General features: G+C 69.5%; 12 protein-coding genes and 1 other RNA gene. 5 read left to right on the forward strand and 8 right to left on the reverse strand.

Going from position 1 to position 14,806, the window contains the following annotated elements; all coding sequences use genetic code 11:
• The first annotated feature begins 77 nt into the window (after positions 1-77).
• Complete coding sequence (glnA, locus tag J4H91_RS12965; RefSeq protein ID WP_208046684.1) at positions 78-1,502, forward strand: type I glutamate--ammonia ligase; 1,425 nt, start codon at positions 78-80, stop codon at positions 1,500-1,502.
• A gap of 296 nt (positions 1,503-1,798) precedes the next feature.
• Here glnA and J4H91_RS12970 read toward each other — a convergent pair whose 3' ends face one another.
• The 3 genes from J4H91_RS12970 to J4H91_RS12980 all read right to left on the reverse strand — a co-directional run bounded on the left by J4H91_RS12970 (position 1,799) and on the right by J4H91_RS12980 (position 6,593).
• Complete coding sequence (locus J4H91_RS12970) at positions 1,799-4,849, reverse strand: bifunctional [glutamine synthetase] adenylyltransferase/[glutamine synthetase]-adenylyl-L-tyrosine phosphorylase (protein ID WP_208046685.1); 3,051 nt, start codon at positions 4,847-4,849, stop codon at positions 1,799-1,801.
• Between the two features lie 11 nt (positions 4,850-4,860).
• Positions 4,861-6,198 (reverse strand): glutamine synthetase beta-grasp domain-containing protein, encoded by a 1,338-nt coding sequence (locus J4H91_RS12975; protein ID WP_208046686.1) that lies wholly within the window; start codon positions 6,196-6,198, stop codon positions 4,861-4,863.
• Positions 6,199-6,326: 128 nt separating this feature from the next.
• On the reverse strand, positions 6,327-6,593 hold the full coding sequence (locus J4H91_RS12980; RefSeq protein ID WP_341783548.1) for a methionine aminopeptidase: 267 nt from the start codon (positions 6,591-6,593) through the stop codon (positions 6,327-6,329).
• Here J4H91_RS12980 and map point away from each other — a divergent pair.
• Both map and rnpB read left to right on the forward strand, forming a co-directional pair.
• Positions 6,592-7,461 carry a type I methionyl aminopeptidase gene (gene map, locus J4H91_RS12985; protein ID WP_208046687.1) on the forward strand — a complete coding sequence of 290 codons (870 nt, stop codon included), beginning with the start codon at positions 6,592-6,594 and terminating at the stop codon, positions 7,459-7,461. The two genes, J4H91_RS12980 and map, sit on opposite strands and share 2 nt — an antisense overlap.
• Before the next feature lie 41 nt (positions 7,462-7,502).
• An RNA gene (gene rnpB, locus J4H91_RS12990) (RNase P RNA component class A) lies at positions 7,503-7,882 on the forward strand.
• A 45-nt stretch (positions 7,883-7,927) separates the two neighbouring features.
• On the opposite strand, the gene J4H91_RS12995 is transcribed toward rnpB, so the two are convergent.
• The 5 genes from J4H91_RS12995 to J4H91_RS13015 all read right to left on the reverse strand — a co-directional run bounded on the left by J4H91_RS12995 (position 7,928) and on the right by J4H91_RS13015 (position 12,235).
• On the reverse strand, positions 7,928-8,653 hold the full coding sequence (locus J4H91_RS12995) for a zinc ribbon domain-containing protein (RefSeq protein WP_208046688.1): 726 nt from the start codon (positions 8,651-8,653) through the stop codon (positions 7,928-7,930).
• A 10-nt stretch (positions 8,654-8,663) separates the two neighbouring features.
• Positions 8,664-9,491: a Nif3-like dinuclear metal center hexameric protein gene (locus J4H91_RS13000; protein ID WP_208046689.1), complete on the reverse strand. Its 828-nt coding sequence runs from the start codon at positions 9,489-9,491 to the stop codon at positions 8,664-8,666.
• Positions 9,488-10,147 (reverse strand): methionine ABC transporter permease, encoded by a 660-nt coding sequence (locus J4H91_RS13005; RefSeq protein WP_208046690.1) that lies wholly within the window; start codon positions 10,145-10,147, stop codon positions 9,488-9,490. Before J4H91_RS13005 ends, J4H91_RS13000 begins: the two co-directional genes overlap by 4 nt.
• Positions 10,144-11,175, reverse strand: coding sequence for a methionine ABC transporter ATP-binding protein (locus J4H91_RS13010; RefSeq protein ID WP_208046691.1), 1,032 nt, complete (start codon positions 11,173-11,175; stop codon positions 10,144-10,146). Before J4H91_RS13010 ends, J4H91_RS13005 begins: the two co-directional genes overlap by 4 nt.
• 163 nt (positions 11,176-11,338) lie before the next feature.
• Positions 11,339-12,235 (reverse strand): MetQ/NlpA family ABC transporter substrate-binding protein, encoded by an 897-nt coding sequence (locus tag J4H91_RS13015; protein ID WP_208046692.1) that lies wholly within the window; start codon positions 12,233-12,235, stop codon positions 11,339-11,341.
• A 220-nt stretch (positions 12,236-12,455) separates the two neighbouring features.
• Here J4H91_RS13015 and J4H91_RS13020 point away from each other — a divergent pair, with 220 nt between their 5' ends.
• On the forward strand, positions 12,456-13,895 hold the full coding sequence (locus tag J4H91_RS13020) for a glyceraldehyde-3-phosphate dehydrogenase (RefSeq protein WP_208046693.1): 1,440 nt from the start codon (positions 12,456-12,458) through the stop codon (positions 13,893-13,895).
• A 57-nt stretch (positions 13,896-13,952) separates the two neighbouring features.
• Entirely contained in the window at positions 13,953-14,801 is an 849-nt protein-coding gene (locus J4H91_RS13025) for a universal stress protein (RefSeq protein WP_208046694.1), read from the forward strand.
• Positions 14,802-14,806 lie beyond the last annotated feature (5 nt).

A 14,806-nucleotide genomic window follows, 5' to 3' on the forward strand; every position in this document is an offset into this window, starting at 1 on the left:
CCTTTCGGTAACCGGGTTCGCGTAGTCTGTTTACAAGCGAACGGCGTCGATCAGACGCCCCAGTCACGAGGAGCAGCATGTTCACAAGTCCGCAGGAAGTCATCGACTTCATCAAGGAGACGGACGTCAAGTTCGTCGATATCCGCTTCACCGATCTTCCGGGCGTGCAGCAGCACTTCAACATCCCGGCGGCGACCGTCGACGAGGACTTCTTCGAGACGGGGCAGATGTTCGACGGCTCCTCCATCCGCGGCTTCGCGGGCATCGCCGAGTCCGACATGCAGCTGATCCCCGATGTCACGACGGCCTACATCGATCAGTTCCGCGTCGAGCGCACCCTGATCGTCGTCTGCGACATCTTCAACCCCCGCACGGGCGAGATCTACTCGAAGGATCCCCGTCAGGTGGCGAAGAAGGCCGAGCAGTACCTCGTCTCCACCGGCATCGCGGACACCGCGTTCTTCGCGCCCGAAGCCGAGTTCTACATCCTCGACTCCGTCCGCTACGAGACCACCCCGCGCCGCACCTTCTACGAGATCGACTCCGAGGAGGCGCACTGGAACTCCGCGCGCAAGCAGGACGGCGCGAACCTCGGCAACACCACGCGCGAGAAGGGCGGCTACTTCCCGGTCTCCCCCGTCGACAAGCAGGCCGATCTGCGCGACGACATCTCTCTGCGCCTCATCGAGGCGGGCCTGCAGCTCGAGCGTTCGCACCACGAGGTGGGCGCGCCCGGCCAGGCCGAGATCAACTACCGATTCGACACGCTGGTGCACGCCGCGGACGACGTGCTGAAGTTCAAGTACATCGTGAAGAACACGGCCGAGACCTGGGGCAAGACCGCGACCTTCATGCCGAAGCCGGTCTTCGGCGACAACGGCTCGGGCATGCACACGCACATGTCGCTCTGGAAGGGCGGCGAGCCCCTCTTCTACGACGAGAACGGCTACGCCCAGCTCTCCGACATCGCCCGCTGGTACATCGGCGGCATCCTGCACCACGCACCCGCGCTGCTGGCGTTCACCAACCCGACGATCAACAGCTACCGGCGTCTCGTGAAGGGCTACGAGGCCCCGGTCAACCTCGCCTACTCGGCGGGCAACCGCTCGGCAGCGGTGCGCATCCCGCTCACGGGCTCGAACCCGAAGGCGAAGCGCATCGAGTTCCGCGCCCCGGACGCTTCGGGCAACCCCTACCTCGCGTTCGCCGCGCAGATGATGGCGGGCCTCGACGGCATCCGCAACCGCATCGAGCCGATGGAGCCGATCGACAAGGATCTGTACGAGCTGCCCCCCGAGGAGGCGAAGAACATCCCGCAGGTGCCGGGCTCGCTCGAGGAGGCGCTCGACGCACTCGAAGCCGATCACCAGTTCCTGCTCGAGGGCGGCGTCTTCACCGAGGAGCTCATCGAGACCTGGATCTCCTACAAGCGCGAGAACGAGATCGCCCCGATGGCGCTCCGCCCCCACCCCTACGAGTTCGAGATGTACTACGGGGTCTGATCGCCCCACCGTGAGGCGCCCCGCGCCCGCTCCGAACGGCGCGAGCCCCCGGCATCAGTGCCGGGGGCTCGCGTCTTTCTGTCTGATCGGGCGACTGCGGTGTCGCGGAACGGCTCGCCGTGTCAGGATTCGAGTTCGTCTTCGAACTCTGCACCGTCTTCAGCGAGGAGGGCCTCGAGAAATGACTGTAAGTATTGCATAACGATCAGGTTACGCTTCGATAACGGAATGAACAAGGTCTATTTCGCGAAGTGACGGTGAACAGCAGGTTGCGAGGGATCTCTGCGCCCGATCCCTCACGGCGTCGGGAAGCGCTCGTCCGGCCGATAGCCGAAGAACTCGCGCTCGAACACTGCTCGCGCACGCCGCGAGACGGCCAGCCATCGCTCCGGGATCTCGGAGACGCGATCGCGCGGCAGGTCGAGCACGCCGGCGATGCCGGAGAGGTCGCTCCAGTCTGAGGGCAGCACGTCGGACGCCCGCCCCGTCCAGAGCTTCAGCGCCGAGCGCACCGCGCTCGCGAAGCGCCAGGATTCCACGAGATGCTCGCACTCGTCGCGGCTGAGGTAGTCGAGATCGCGCGCCGCGTCGAGGGCATCGAGCGTCGACACGGTGCGCAGCTCGTCATGGGAGGCGCCGTGCCGCAGCTGGAGGAGCTGCACGAGCCATTCCACGTCGCTGATCCCGCCGGGACCGAGCTTGAGGTGCCTCCGCGGGTCGGCTCCCTGCGGCAGACGCTCGGCCTCGACGCGCGCCTTGATCCGCCGCACCTCGCGCACGTCGTTCTCGCCGAACGCCTCCGGGTATCGGATCTCGTCCGCGAGATCCTCGAAGGCGTCCCCCAGCTCGGCGCTCCCCGCGACCCAGCGGGCGCGGAGCAGCGCTTGGGCCTCCCAGGTCACCGACCACCGCTCGTAGTAGCTCCGATAGGCGTCGAGGCTGCGCACGATCGGGCCGTTCTTGCCCTCGGGCCGCAGGTCGAAGTCGAGGTCGACCGGGAACCGGGGGTCGGAGACCAGGCGTCTGAGCTCGGAGATCAAGCGCGTCGCCTCGCGCGATGCGCGCTCGCCGGGAACGCCCTCGGCGGCCCTGAAGACGGCGACGATGTCGATGTCCGAGGCGAAGCCGAGCTCGCGCCCGCCGTACCGTCCCATGCCGATCAGCGCGATCTCCGGCAGCGGATCGGTGCGCGTCTGCTGGTGCTCGGTGCGCAGGGCCATCAGCAGCGCGTCCAGGAGCGCCGTGTGCGCGGCATCGAGCCCGGCCGCGACCTCGCCGTCGCCGATGACCCCGGTCACCCGCCCCATGGCGAGGCGCAGCACCTCGCGGCGGTGCACGGCGCGCAGCATCCGCGCGGCGTCCTCAGCGCTGTGACGGCGGGAGGCGAGGGAGCGCATCTCCTCGAGCAGCGGCGCGAGCTGCGCCGGTCGCAGCGTCTCGTCGCGCTCGAGCCACGCGACCGCCTCGGGGATCGATTCGAGCAGCTCGGCGGAGAAGCGGGAGTTCGCGAGCACCCTGGTCAGCCGTTCGGCGGCCTCGGTCCCGTCCCGCAGCAGACGAAGGTACCAGGGGGTCTCGTGATTCGCCTCGCTCACGCGCCGGAACGCGAGCAGACCGTAGTCGGGATCCGTGCCGTCCGAGAGCCACTGCAGCAGCACTGGCATGAGGTTCCGCTGGATCCGCGCCCGCCGCGACGTGCCGCGGGTGAGGGCGCCGAGGTGCCGCATCGCGCCGTCGGGATCCTTGAAGCCGATGCTCGCGAGACGGGCGCGGGCCTCGTCGCTGCCGAGCACCAGCTCCTCCTCGGGCAGCGCGGCGACGGCGCTCAGCAGCGGCGCGTAGAAGATCTTGAGATGCAGCTCGCGCACTTCCCGCTTCACGGCGCCCCACCGGGCCAGCAGCTCGTCTCCCGTGTCCGCGAGGCCGCTCGCGCGGGCGAGCACCCTCAGGTGCTCGGAGTCGCGCGGCATGAGCGCCGTGCGTCGCAGGCCGCGCAGCTGCAGCCGGTGCTCGAGCACGCGCAGGAAGCGGTAGTCGGCCGCGAGCCGTTCGCCGTCGCCGCGCGCGACGAAGCCGCCCTCGACGAGTGCGCGCAGCGCGGGGAGCGTGCCCCGCAGGTGCAGCTGGTCGTGATACTGGCCGTGCACCAGCTGCAGCAGCTGCACGCTGAACTCGATGTCGCGCAGGCCGCCGGGGCCGAGTTTCAGCTGCACCTCGAGCTCGTCGTCGGCGATGTGCTCGGTGACGCGCTGCCGCATGCGCTGCACCGAGCCGACGAAGTCCTCGCGCGACGAGGACGACCAGACGTGCTCCCTGGTCTGCTCGACGAAGCTCTCGCCGAGCTCGATGTCGCCCGCGACGGCGCGCGCCTTGAGCAGCGCCTGGAACTCCCACGTCTTCGCCCAGCGCTCGTAGTAGCTCGTCATCGACCCGAGCGTCCGTACGAGCGCGCCGTGCCTGCCCTCGGGGCGCAGGTTCGCGTCGAGCTGCCAGAGCGGCGGCTCGGTGGCGGGGTCGTGGATGCCGCGCATCGTCTCGCTCGCCAACCGCGTCGCGAGGCGGATCAGGGCGTCGCCGCCGAGGGTCTCGTCGTCGGTCGACTCCGCGATGAAGACGACGTCGACGTCGGACACGACGTTGAGCTCCTCGGCCCCGCACTTGCCCATCGCGACGATCGCGAGGCGCACCGCGTCGAGACGTTCCGGCCGCACGGGCGGCCCGGCCTCTCCCGAGGCGATCGATGCGCGGGCGACGAGCAGGGATGCTTCGATCGCGCCGGCCGCCAGGTCGGAGAGCGACGCCGCCACGGCTTCGAAGAGCTCCAGCGCCCCGCCGCCCGGGGTTCGCTCGAGTTCGTAGAGCATCACCTCCGCGAGCAGTTCCCGGTAGCGCACGCGGAGCGCGTTCCAGCCGTCGGCGCAGGTGAGCACCGGTCGGTCGGCGGCGGTTCCGCGGGTGCGCACCGCCTCGGTGAGCTCGGCAGCGGCCTCGCCGCGGGAGACGATGTGGCCACCTCCCTCGAGCAGTGCGGCGAGGCGCTCTGGGCGCCTGGCGAAGAAGTCGCCGAGCGCGGGAGAGGCGCCGAAGAGTCGTGCCATGCGGCGCCACGACGCCGTGTTCAGGGAGTCGAGGGATCGCGGCTGCTGCTCGCGCAGCAGCCGCACGCGGGCGAGCGCCGCATCGGGGTCGGCCGCGACCGAGAAGGCGTCGAGCAGATCGGAGACCGGGAGGCGCAGTCCCTCACCGAGCTCGGCGAGCTGCTCGCGCGCGCCCGCCAGCTCCTGGAATCCCGCACGCGCGATATCGGCGAGCCGCAGTTCGCCGCCACCGCGCGCAGCGCCAGCCACACCGGCCCCGATCACACCGTGTCGAGCATCGAGGAGAGCTCGTAGGGCGTCACCTGGCTGCGGTAGCGGGCGACCTCCCTGCGCTTGTCTCGGAGGAAGTAGGCGAAGACCTGCTCCCCCAGCGTCTCGGCGACGAGCTCCGAGCGCTCCATCACGGCGAGCGCGTGGTCGAGGCTCGACGGGAGCGGGTCGAAGCCCATGGCGCGCCGCTCGCCGTCGCTGAGCGCCCAGACGTTGTTCTCGGCCTCGGGCGGAAGCTCGTACTCCTCCTCGATCCCTTTCAGGCCGGCGGCGAGCAGCACCGAGAAGCCGAGGTAGGGGTTCACCGCGCAGTCGATGGCACGGTACTCGACGCGGGCGGCGCCGCCCTTGTTCGGCTTGTACATGGGGATGCGCACGAGCGCCGAGCTGTTGTTGTGTCCCCAGCTGACGAATGACGGAGCCTCGTCACCGCCCCAGAGCCGCTTGTAGGAGTTGATGTACTGGTTCGTGACCGCCGTGATCTCGGGGGCGTGGCGCAGCAGGCCCGCGACGAAGCGACGGCCCGTCTGCGACAGCTGGTACTTCGCTGCGGGGTCGTAGAAGGCGTTGGTGTCGCCCTCGAAGAGCGACAGGTGCGTGTGCATGCCGGAGCCCGGCTGATTCGCGAGCGGCTTCGGCATGAAGGTGGCGTGCACGCCCTGCGCGATGGCGACCTCCTTCACGACCGTGCGGAAGGTCATGATGTTATCGGCCGTCGTGAGCGCGTCGGCGTAGCGCAAGTCGATCTCGTTCTGCCCGGGGCCGCCCTCGTGGTGGCTGAACTCGACCGAGATGCCGAGGTCCTCGAGCATGTTGACGGCGTCCCGGCGGAAGTCGTGCGCGGTGCCGCCGGGCACGTTGTCGAAGTAGCCTGCACGGTCGACGGGGATCGGGCCCTCGGGGCCGAGCTCCTTCGAGCGCAGCAGGTAGAACTCCATCTCGGGGTGCGTATAGAAGGAGAAGCCCAGCTCGGCCGCCCGCTCGAGGGTGCGTTTGAGCACGTTGCGCGGATCCGCGATGGCCGGCTCGCCGTTGGGAGTGCGGATCTCGCAGAACATGCGCGCGCTCGGCTGATCCTGGCTGCGCCACGGCAGCAGCTGGAAGGTCGAGGGATCGGGCACAGCGAGCAGATCGGACTCGTAGGCGCGCGTGAGCCCCTCGATGGCCGATCCGTCGAAGCCGATGCCTTCGCCGAACGCGCCCTCCACCTCGGCGGGCGCGATGGCCACCGACTTGAGGGTGCCGGAGACGTCGGTGAACCAGAGGCGCACGAAGCGCACGCCCCGCTCCTCGATGGTGCGAAGCACAAAATCACGCTGCTTGCTCACACTCGCTCCGTTCCGCTCGACTGCTCGACATGTTTCAGACTAGCGCTCCCCTGTGACAGACGTGTTTCGGGCGCCCGATCCGCCGCCCGATGTCCGCGGATCGACCCCGCCGCAGTCCGAACCGCCGCTCAATCCTCCGCGGCGTCCTCCTCCGCCCACTTGCGGGCGCGCTCGGCGACGATGTCGTTCGCCCTGGCCGCCTCGTCGCGGGTGGCGAAGGGGCCGAGGCGGTCGACCGACAGCGACTGCGGCCCCTCCTCGACCTCGCCGGTGCGGGTGTTGAACCAGAAGGTCTCCGAGGGATCGTCGATCCCCCACTCCTGCTTGCCCATGGTCGCTCCTCTCGTCGGATCGCCGGAGAGCTCGGCTCCCGGCACTTCATAGACTAGAGGCATGCCTTTCGATTCTCACGGCCACCTCGTTCCCGGCGCGCTTCCCGCGGGGCGGACGGTGCCGTCGTCCATCGCCCGCCCGCCCTACGTCGGCCTCGTCGCGCCTCCGAAGCACGAGGGCGACGACACCTACGCCGAGCACGAGATCGACCGTATCCGCGCCGCGGGCCGCATCGCCTCCCGCGCGCTCGACGCGGTGGGCGAAGCCGTGCGACCGGGCGTCACGACGGCCGAGCTCGACCGCATCGCCCACGAGTACGTGGTGTCGCAGGGCGCCTACCCCTCGACCCTCGGCTACCGCGGCTATCGCGCCTCCTCGTGCACCTCGGTCAACGAGGTCATCTGCCACGGCATCCCCGATGACACGGTGCTGCGCGAGGGCGACATCGTGAACGTCGACGTCACCGCCTACCTCGACGGGTTCCACGGCGATACCAACCGCACCTTCCGGGTCGGCGCCGTCGCCGAGGAGGTGGATCTGCTCATCGAGCGCACCCACGAGGCCATGCTGCGAGGGATCAGGGCGGCGAGACCCGGGCGCCAGGTCAACGTCATCGGCCGCGTGATCGAGACCTACGCGAAGCGCTTCGGCTACGGCGTGGTGCGCGACTTCACCGGGCACGGCGTCGGCTCGTCGTTCCACTCGGGGCTCATCATCCCCCACTACGACTCGGCGCCGGTCTACGACGACGTCATCCGCCCGAACATGGTCTTCACGGTCGAGCCGATGCTCACGCTCGGCACCCACGAGTGGGATCAGTGGGACGACGGCTGGACGGTCACGACGCGCGACAAGAGCATCACCGCCCAGTTCGAGCACACGATCGTGGTGCGCGAAGACGGCTTCGAGCTGCTCACCGTCTCGGACTAGCATCGGCGCGCACTACGGCGTGCACTACACTGGGACCCGGAATGGGCCGCTGGACGGTCGCGTCGCGGGTCGCTTCGGCGGCGCCGCGCCGAGGAACGTCCGGGCTGCACAGAGGAGGACGGTGGGTAACGCCCACCCGGGGCAACCCGCGAGAAAGTGCAACAGAGAGCAGACCGCCCGCTCCGGTTCGCCGGGCGGGTAAGGGTGAAAGGGTGGTGTAAGAGACCACCGGCGTCCGTGGTGACACGGACGGCCAGGTAAACCTCGTCCGCAGCAAGGCCAGACAGCAGGCGTCGACGCTCCTCGCCGAGTCTGCGGGTAGGCCGCTAGAGGGTACTGGCAACAGTGCCCCGAGAGAGATGACCGTCACCGATCGCTTCGCCGATCGGGACAGAACCCGGCGTACAGGCGGCCCATTCCCCCGCGTGCGCGACGCGCTGCTCGTCGCCCGTGTGCCCGACGCGCGCTACTCCGCCGCACGCACGAGGATGGCCCCGGTACCCGGGCAGAACACGAGCTCGTCGGGAGCGGCTGCGAGGATGTCGCCGAGCTCGGCGGGAGCGAGCGACATGTTGCTCGCCTCCGAGACGTTTCCCCGCAGCCGCGCGGCACCGATGCCGATGCGTCCGCGCAGCTCCTCGTAGAGGTCGAGCAGATCGCGCTGCACCTCGGCGGCCAGGCCCGCCCGCTCCTCCGTCTGCGCGGCCAGGTCGCGGTCGATGGCGGCCTCCGCGTCATCGATCTTCGCCTGGATGGCGGCCCGACGCCCGTCGACGCCCGAAAGCACGCGCTCGGCCTCGTCGAAGGCGGCCTGCGCCGTCTCCTGGATCTCCATGACCTCGAGCTCGCGATCCTCGAGGTCGGAGAGGCGCCGCGCGAGCGTGTCGAGCTCCTGCTGCAGCGCCTGCGCCTCCTTGCTCGAGGTGCTCACGGCGATGAGCTGCTCGTCGCGCTCGCGGCGCTGCCGCACGAGCCGCACATCGGCCTCGATGCGCTCGATCTCCGCGCGCTGCGTGTCGAGATCGCGCTGCGCCTCCATGAACCGCTCGCGCGCCTCCGCGATCTCCGAGGCGAGTGCGTCGAGCTCAGCGCGTTCGGGAAGCGTCTGCCGCCGACGGCGGAGCCGGGCGATCCCGGTGTCGAGATCCTGCAGGTCGAGCAGCAGCAGCTGCTGGCGTGGGCTGGCCTTCATGGGGTCAAGCCTAGTGCTCCCCGCCGACCGCGAAGGTCCACGGGTCGGTGCGGCGGCGGCTGACGCGGAACTCCACGCCGGGCAGGCGCCTCCCCAGCTCCGCGGCCGCGTCGTCGAGCCACAGCGACTCGCTCGCCCAGTGCGCGACGTCGACGAGCGCGGGGCCGCCGGTCGCCCGCGAGAGCTCGAGCGATTCCTGCGCGGGGTGGTGCCGCAGATCGGAGGTCAGGTACACGTCTGCGCCGCGCACCGCGGGGTGGTCGAGGAGGCTGTCGCCCGCTCCGCCGAGCAGCGCGACGCGCGAGACGGGCCGCGAGGGATCGCCCGCGGCCCGCACACCGGCGACCGTCGCGGGCATGATCGCGGCGACGCGCTCCGCGAACTCGCGCAGCGTCTCGGGCTGCGGCAGCGAGCCGGTCCTCCCGATGCCGAACACGGCCGTCGGCCCATCCGCGGGCACGATCGCAGCGATGTCCCCGAGGCCGAGCCTGCGCGCGATGACGTCGGAGACCCCGCCCTCGGGCTGGTCGGCGTTGGTGTGCGCCGAGAGCAGCGCGCACTCGCCCCGGATGAGTCGGGCGAGCAGGGATCCCTTGCCCGTGTCCTCGGCGATCGTGTGCACGCCGCGCAGCAGCAGCGGGTGGTGGGTGAGCAGCGCGTCGGCCTCCCACTCGAGCGCCTCGTCGACGGTGTCGGCGATCGCGTCGACCGCGAGCAGCACGCGCCGCAGCGGCGAATCGTCGCGGCCCGTCGCGAGGCCGACGCGATCCCAGCTCTCGGCCGTGGCCGCAGGCCACAGCTCCTCCGCGGCGCGGCGGAGGTCCGCGAGCACGGTCATCGGCGCAGCAGCTTGCGGGCCAGACCGTTGCCGAGCAGCTGCACGAGCTGCACGATCGCGATCATGATGAGCATCGCCGTCCAGGTCACCCACGGATTGAACTGGCGATAGCCGTAGAGCAGGGCGAAGTTGCCGAGACCCTCGGCGCCGAGGATGCCGGCGAGCGCCGTCATGTCCATGATCGCGACGAAGGCGAAGGTGTAACCCAGCACCAGCGGGCCCAGACCCTCGGGGATCAGCACGGTGAGGATGATGCGGATGCGGCTGGCACCCATCGCCCTCGCCGCCTCGATCACCCCGGGCGGCACGGTGAGCAGGTTCTGCTCGACGAGCCGCGAGATGCCGAAGGTGCACGCGAAGCAGAGCATGAAGATGAAGGCCGGATCCCCGATGCCGGTGCCGGTGACGAGGCGTGCGAGCGGCTGCAGCGTGAACGCCAGGATGAGGAACGGGATCGGCCGCACGAAGTTGACGAGGAAGTTCAGCGTGTAGAACACGGGTGCGTTCGGCGCGATCCCTCCCCGACGGGTCACGACGAGCACGATGCCGAAGAAGAGGCCGAGGCCGCCGCCGATCGTCATGGCCGCGGTGACGTAGATCACCGTCTGCAGGATCGCCTCGGGCAGCTTCGGGAGCAGCGGGATCAGATCGTTCATCGTGCCAGCACCTCCAGGTCGGCCTGCTGGCCGAGTGCGGCGATCGCGTGCTCGACGCGCACGTCGTCGCCGATGAGTTCGAGTGTGAGCTTGCCGAAGCTGCGGCCGCCGACGTCGGTGACGCCCCCGTGCACGATGCTCACGCCGACGCCCCGGTCGGCGAGGGTCTGGAAGACGACGGGCTGGTCGACGTCGCCGTCGCGGAAGGTGAGGGTGACGAGGCTGCCGCGGTGCCTGCGGTGCAGCTCCTCGAGGTGCTCGGCCTCCGGCTGCGTGGGCAGCGCCGTCGCGACGAACTTGCGGGTGGTGTCGGTCTGCGGGTCCGAGAAGACGTCGAACACGTCGCCCTGCTCGACCGCGCGGCCCTTCTCCATGACGGTGACGCGATTCGCGATGGAGCGCACCACCTCCATCTCGTGGGTGATGAGGATGATCGTGATCCCGAACTCCTCGTTCACCCGCTTCAGCAGCCCGAGCACCTCCTGCGAGGTCTCGGGATCGAGCGCGCTCGTCGCCTCGTCGGCGAGCAGCACGCCGGGGTTCGTGGCGAGCGCCCTCGCGATGCCGACGCGCTGCTTCTGCCCGCCCGACAGCTGGTCGGTGTACGAGTCGGCCTTGTCGCCGAGGCCGACGAAGTCGAGCATCTCGGCGACCCGGCGCTTGCGCTCCTCGGCGGGAACGCCGGCGACCACGAGCGGGTACTCGACGTTCTTCGCGACCTTCTTCGAGTGGAAGAGGTTGAACTGCTGGAAGATCATGCCGATGCGGCCGCGCACCGCGCGGAGCTTCGACTCCGACAGCTTCGTCACGTCGTCGTCGCCGACCAGGATGCTCCCCGAGGTCGCCTGCTCCAGGCCGTTCACCAGCCGCAGCAGGGTGCTCTTCCCAGCTCCGGAGTAGCCGATGACGGCGTGGATCTCGCCCGAGGCGACATCGATCGACACGTCGTCGACCGCGACGACCGGGGCAGAGCCGCTCCCCCGCGCGGGGTAGCGCTTGCCGACCCCGATCATTTGCACGCGAGTCATCGTTCTCCTTCTGCTGCCTGGGGTTCTGCTGCGTGGGTGTGATCCCCGTGGCATTTTCGCACGGGATGGATCCCCGGCGACACCATCGGGGCGCATCGAGCGAGAACGGCCGCGCCCCCGCCTGCTCGGCGGGAGCGCGGCCGGCCGTCGCGTCGAGCCGCCGTCAGCTGTTGGCGCGGACGTCGTCCTCGACCCGCTTGAGGCTCTCGAGCAGATCGGCGACGGGGACCTTGGTCATCACCGCGGTGTTGCCCGAATCCTCGACGACGCCGTCCTGCACCGCCTGGGTGCCCTGGTAGATCTCGACGAGCTTCTTGTAGGTCTCGTTGTCCTGATCCTCGGCGCGGGCGGCGAAGATGTTGACGTAGGGCAGCGCGTTCGGATCGCTGGGGTCGTCCTGGGCGATCGCGTCGGCGTAGTCGAGACCGGCCTTGGTCGCGAACTCGTTGTTGACGACGCCGCCCGCGACGTCCGCGAGCGAGTTGGGCACGAGGTCGGCCTGCACCTCGATGATCTTGACCTTCGACTTGGAGGCGTCGATCTCGTCGGGGGTCGAGAAGATCGTGCCGCCGCCCTTGAGCTCGAGCAGACCGGCCGACTGCAGCACGAGCAGCGCGCGTGCGCGGTTCACGACGTCGTTCGGGATCGCGATCTCGCTGCCCTCCGGGATGTCCTCGACGGAGTCGTACTTGTCCGAGAACAGGGCGAGGGGGTAGATGGCGGTCGAGCCGATCGGCACCAGGTCGTCGTCGTTCGCCACGTTGTACTCGGCGAGGTAGACGACGTGCTGGAACTGGTTCAGGTCGAGGTCGCCCTGGCTCAGTGCCGGGTTGGGCTGGTTGTAGTCCTGGAAGTCGACGAGGTCGACCTCGATGCCCTCCTCGGCCGCCGCGTCGACGAAGTCGGTCCAGTACGGGTTGCTCTCGCCGACGACGCCGAGGCGCACCGTCTCGGTCTTCTTCGATCCCTCGTCCGACGCGCCCCCGGACGCGCAGCCCGTCAGCGCGAGCGAGAACGCCGCGATGGAGGCGAAGACGATGCCGCTCTTCTTGAGTCTCATGATTTCCGAATACCTCTTCGTCTCAGTTGCAAATCTCGCCCGCGACGCGTTTCACGGCGGGCTCCATGAACAACCATGCAGCACGACGCCCACTGCGCGAAATCCTCGTGTCACACAGCGTCATCGTGCCCCGCGTGGGATACTGGAGGTGCCGCCACGACGCGGCGCCGGCGGGCAGGCCGATCACTTCTTCAATCGTTGAAAGGAACCCTCCGTTCACATGAACCAGCGTGCTGATGCTCACCTCGAGGCTTGGAAGGCGAAGCAGGAACTCGCAGAGCGGATGATTCCGCTGATCGGGCAGCTCTACAGGGATCGCGACGTGGTCATGTCGATCCACGGGCGCAGCCTGGTCGGCCGCTCCCCCATCGACATCATCCGGGCGCACAGCTTCGCCAGGAAGATCGACGAGGTCGAGCTTCCGCTCGAGGAGACCGTGCGACTCGTCGAGGCGCTGGCCGCGATCCAGCCCGGCCCGGTGTCGGTCGACCTCGCGCTGCTCGCGAGCGGCTTCCGCGCCTCGGGCGGCGGCGACGTCGAGGCCTACCTCCGCGAGACGCTCGCTCCCGCCCTCGACGCCCGCCCCGGCTCGGGCACCGACGTCGTCCTCTACGGCTTCGGCCGCATCGGCCGCCTCCTCGCACGCATCATCATCGAGCACTCCGGCAGCGGCAACGGGCTGAACCTGCGCGCGATCGTCGTGCGGAAGGGATCGGAGAACGACCTCGCCAAGCGGGCCAACCTGCTGCGCCGCGACTCGGTGCACGGTCCGTTCAACGGCACGATCAAGGTGCTGGAGGACGAGAACGTGATCCTCGCGAACGGCGTGCGCATCCAGGTCATCTACTCGAACGATCCGGCCGATGTCGACTACGCGCAGTACGGCATCGAGGATGCGATCCTGGTCGACAACACCGGCCGCTGGCGCGACTCCGACGGACTCTCGCAGCACCTGCGCAACGAGGGCATCGCACGCGTTCTGCTCACGGCGCCGGGCAAGGGCGACATGCTCAACATCGTCTACGGCGTGAACAACGACCGGATCACCGACGAGCACACGATCGTGAGCGCAGCGTCGTGCACGACGAACGCGATCACCCCCGTGCTCAAGGTGCTCAACGACCGCTTCGGCGTGAAGCGCGGGCACGTCGAGACGGTCCACTCCTACACCAACGACCAGAACCTCATCGACAACTTCCACAAGGGCGACCGTCGCGGCCGCTCCGCCGCGCTCAACATGGTCCTCACCGAGACGGGTGCGGCGAAGGCCGTGTCGAAGGCGCTGCCCGAGTTCGAGGGCAAGCTGACCGGCAATGCGATCCGCGTGCCCACGCCCGACGTCTCGATGGCGGTGCTCAACCTGCAGCTCGAGCGCGAGACGACGCGCGACGAGATCAACGGGATGCTGCAGCAGGTCTCGCTGACCGGTGCCCTGCGCACGCAGATCGACTACGTCGAGTCCGCCGAGATCGTCTCGACCGATTTCGTCGGCTCGAACCGAGCGGGCATCGTCGACGGCCTCGCGACGATCGCCACGGGCGACAGCGCGGTGGTCTACGTGTGGTACGACAACGAGTACGGCTACAGCTGCCAGGTGGTGCGCATCATCGAGCAGCTGGCGGGCGTGCACCCGCTGCACCTTCCCGCACTCGAAGCCTGACGGCGGCAGGCGCCGCGCAAGAGTTCCCCAGAGCCTCCAAGAGAAAGGACGGAAGAGATGTCCGAGAGATACATCATCGGCGTCGACGGGTCGGAGCACAGCAAGAAGGCCCTCGCGTGGGGCCTCGCGCGGGCGTCCGAGCGTCACGCGTCCGTCGAACTGCTGCACGTCGCAGACGACTCGTTCCTGTCGGAGAGCGTCGCGTTCCTCTCCGAGGCGCAGAAGGCGTCCGAGCAGATGCTCGCGGCCGAGAGCGAGTACGCGAAGGGGCTCGGCTACGACGGCCCGATCTCCGGCACCGCCGTGGTCGGACACCCGATCGCCGAGGTCGAGGAGGCCTCCAAGCGGGCCGACCTGCTGGTGCTCGGCGCTCACAGCGGCAGCCGCTTCGCCGGCTCGTTCTTCGGCACGCGGGCCGTGAAGATCGCGGCCGTGGCGCACTGCCCCGTCGCGGTGATCCCCGCCGAGTACGAGCCGCGCGAGAACGGCCCGGTCGTCGTGGGCGTCGACGGCTCGGAGGGATCCAAGAAGGCCATCGCCTACGCGGCGGCCGAGGCGTCGCGGCGCGGCGTGCCCCTCGTCGCGGTCTACGCGTGGATGCCGCCGCTGACCCCGGGCCTCGAGTACCTCTGGAGCGAGGAACTCGTCGAGTCGCAGCGCAGCGCGGCCGAGGAGGCGATCGCCATCGGCGTCGCGGGACTCGCGGAGCGCTACCCCGACCTCGAGGTGCGCCGCGAGATCGTGCAGGCCGCGCCCGTGTCGGCGCTCGTGCAGGCCGCTGAGGACGCGGCGCTGCTCGTCGTCGGCAGCCGCGGGCGCGGCGGCCTCACGCGCCTGCTGCTCGGCTCGGTGAGCCACGGCGTGCTGCAGGCGCTGCCCTGCCCGACCGTCGTGACCAGGCAGTAGTCGCG

The organism is Leucobacter ruminantium (assembly GCF_017565705.1).
Lineage (GTDB): Bacteria > Actinomycetota > Actinomycetes > Actinomycetales > Microbacteriaceae > Leucobacter > Leucobacter ruminantium.

Bases quoted from the DNA above. Each gene is read 5' to 3' on its own strand.
- glnA (WP_208046684.1), top strand. From the start codon at position 78: ATGTTCACAAGTCCGCAGGAAGTCATCGACTTCATCAAGGAGACGGAC.
- map (WP_208046687.1), top strand. From the start codon at position 6,592: ATGCCTTTCGATTCTCACGGCCACCTCGTTCCCGGCGCGCTTCCCGCG.
- J4H91_RS12980 (WP_341783548.1), bottom strand. From the start codon at position 6,593: ATGCCTCTAGTCTATGAAGTGCCGGGAGCCGAGCTCTCCGGCGATCCG.
- J4H91_RS12995 (WP_208046688.1), bottom strand. From the start codon at position 8,653: ATGAAGGCCAGCCCACGCCAGCAGCTGCTGCTGCTCGACCTGCAGGAT.
- J4H91_RS13000 (WP_208046689.1), bottom strand. From the start codon at position 9,491: ATGACCGTGCTCGCGGACCTCCGCCGCGCCGCGGAGGAGCTGTGGCCT.
- J4H91_RS13005 (WP_208046690.1), bottom strand. From the start codon at position 10,147: ATGAACGATCTGATCCCGCTGCTCCCGAAGCTGCCCGAGGCGATCCTG.
- J4H91_RS13010 (WP_208046691.1), bottom strand. From the start codon at position 11,175: ATGACTCGCGTGCAAATGATCGGGGTCGGCAAGCGCTACCCCGCGCGG.
- J4H91_RS13015 (WP_208046692.1), bottom strand. From the start codon at position 12,235: ATGAGACTCAAGAAGAGCGGCATCGTCTTCGCCTCCATCGCGGCGTTC.
- J4H91_RS13020 (WP_208046693.1), top strand. From the start codon at position 12,456: ATGAACCAGCGTGCTGATGCTCACCTCGAGGCTTGGAAGGCGAAGCAG.
- J4H91_RS13025 (WP_208046694.1), top strand. From the start codon at position 13,953: ATGTCCGAGAGATACATCATCGGCGTCGACGGGTCGGAGCACAGCAAG.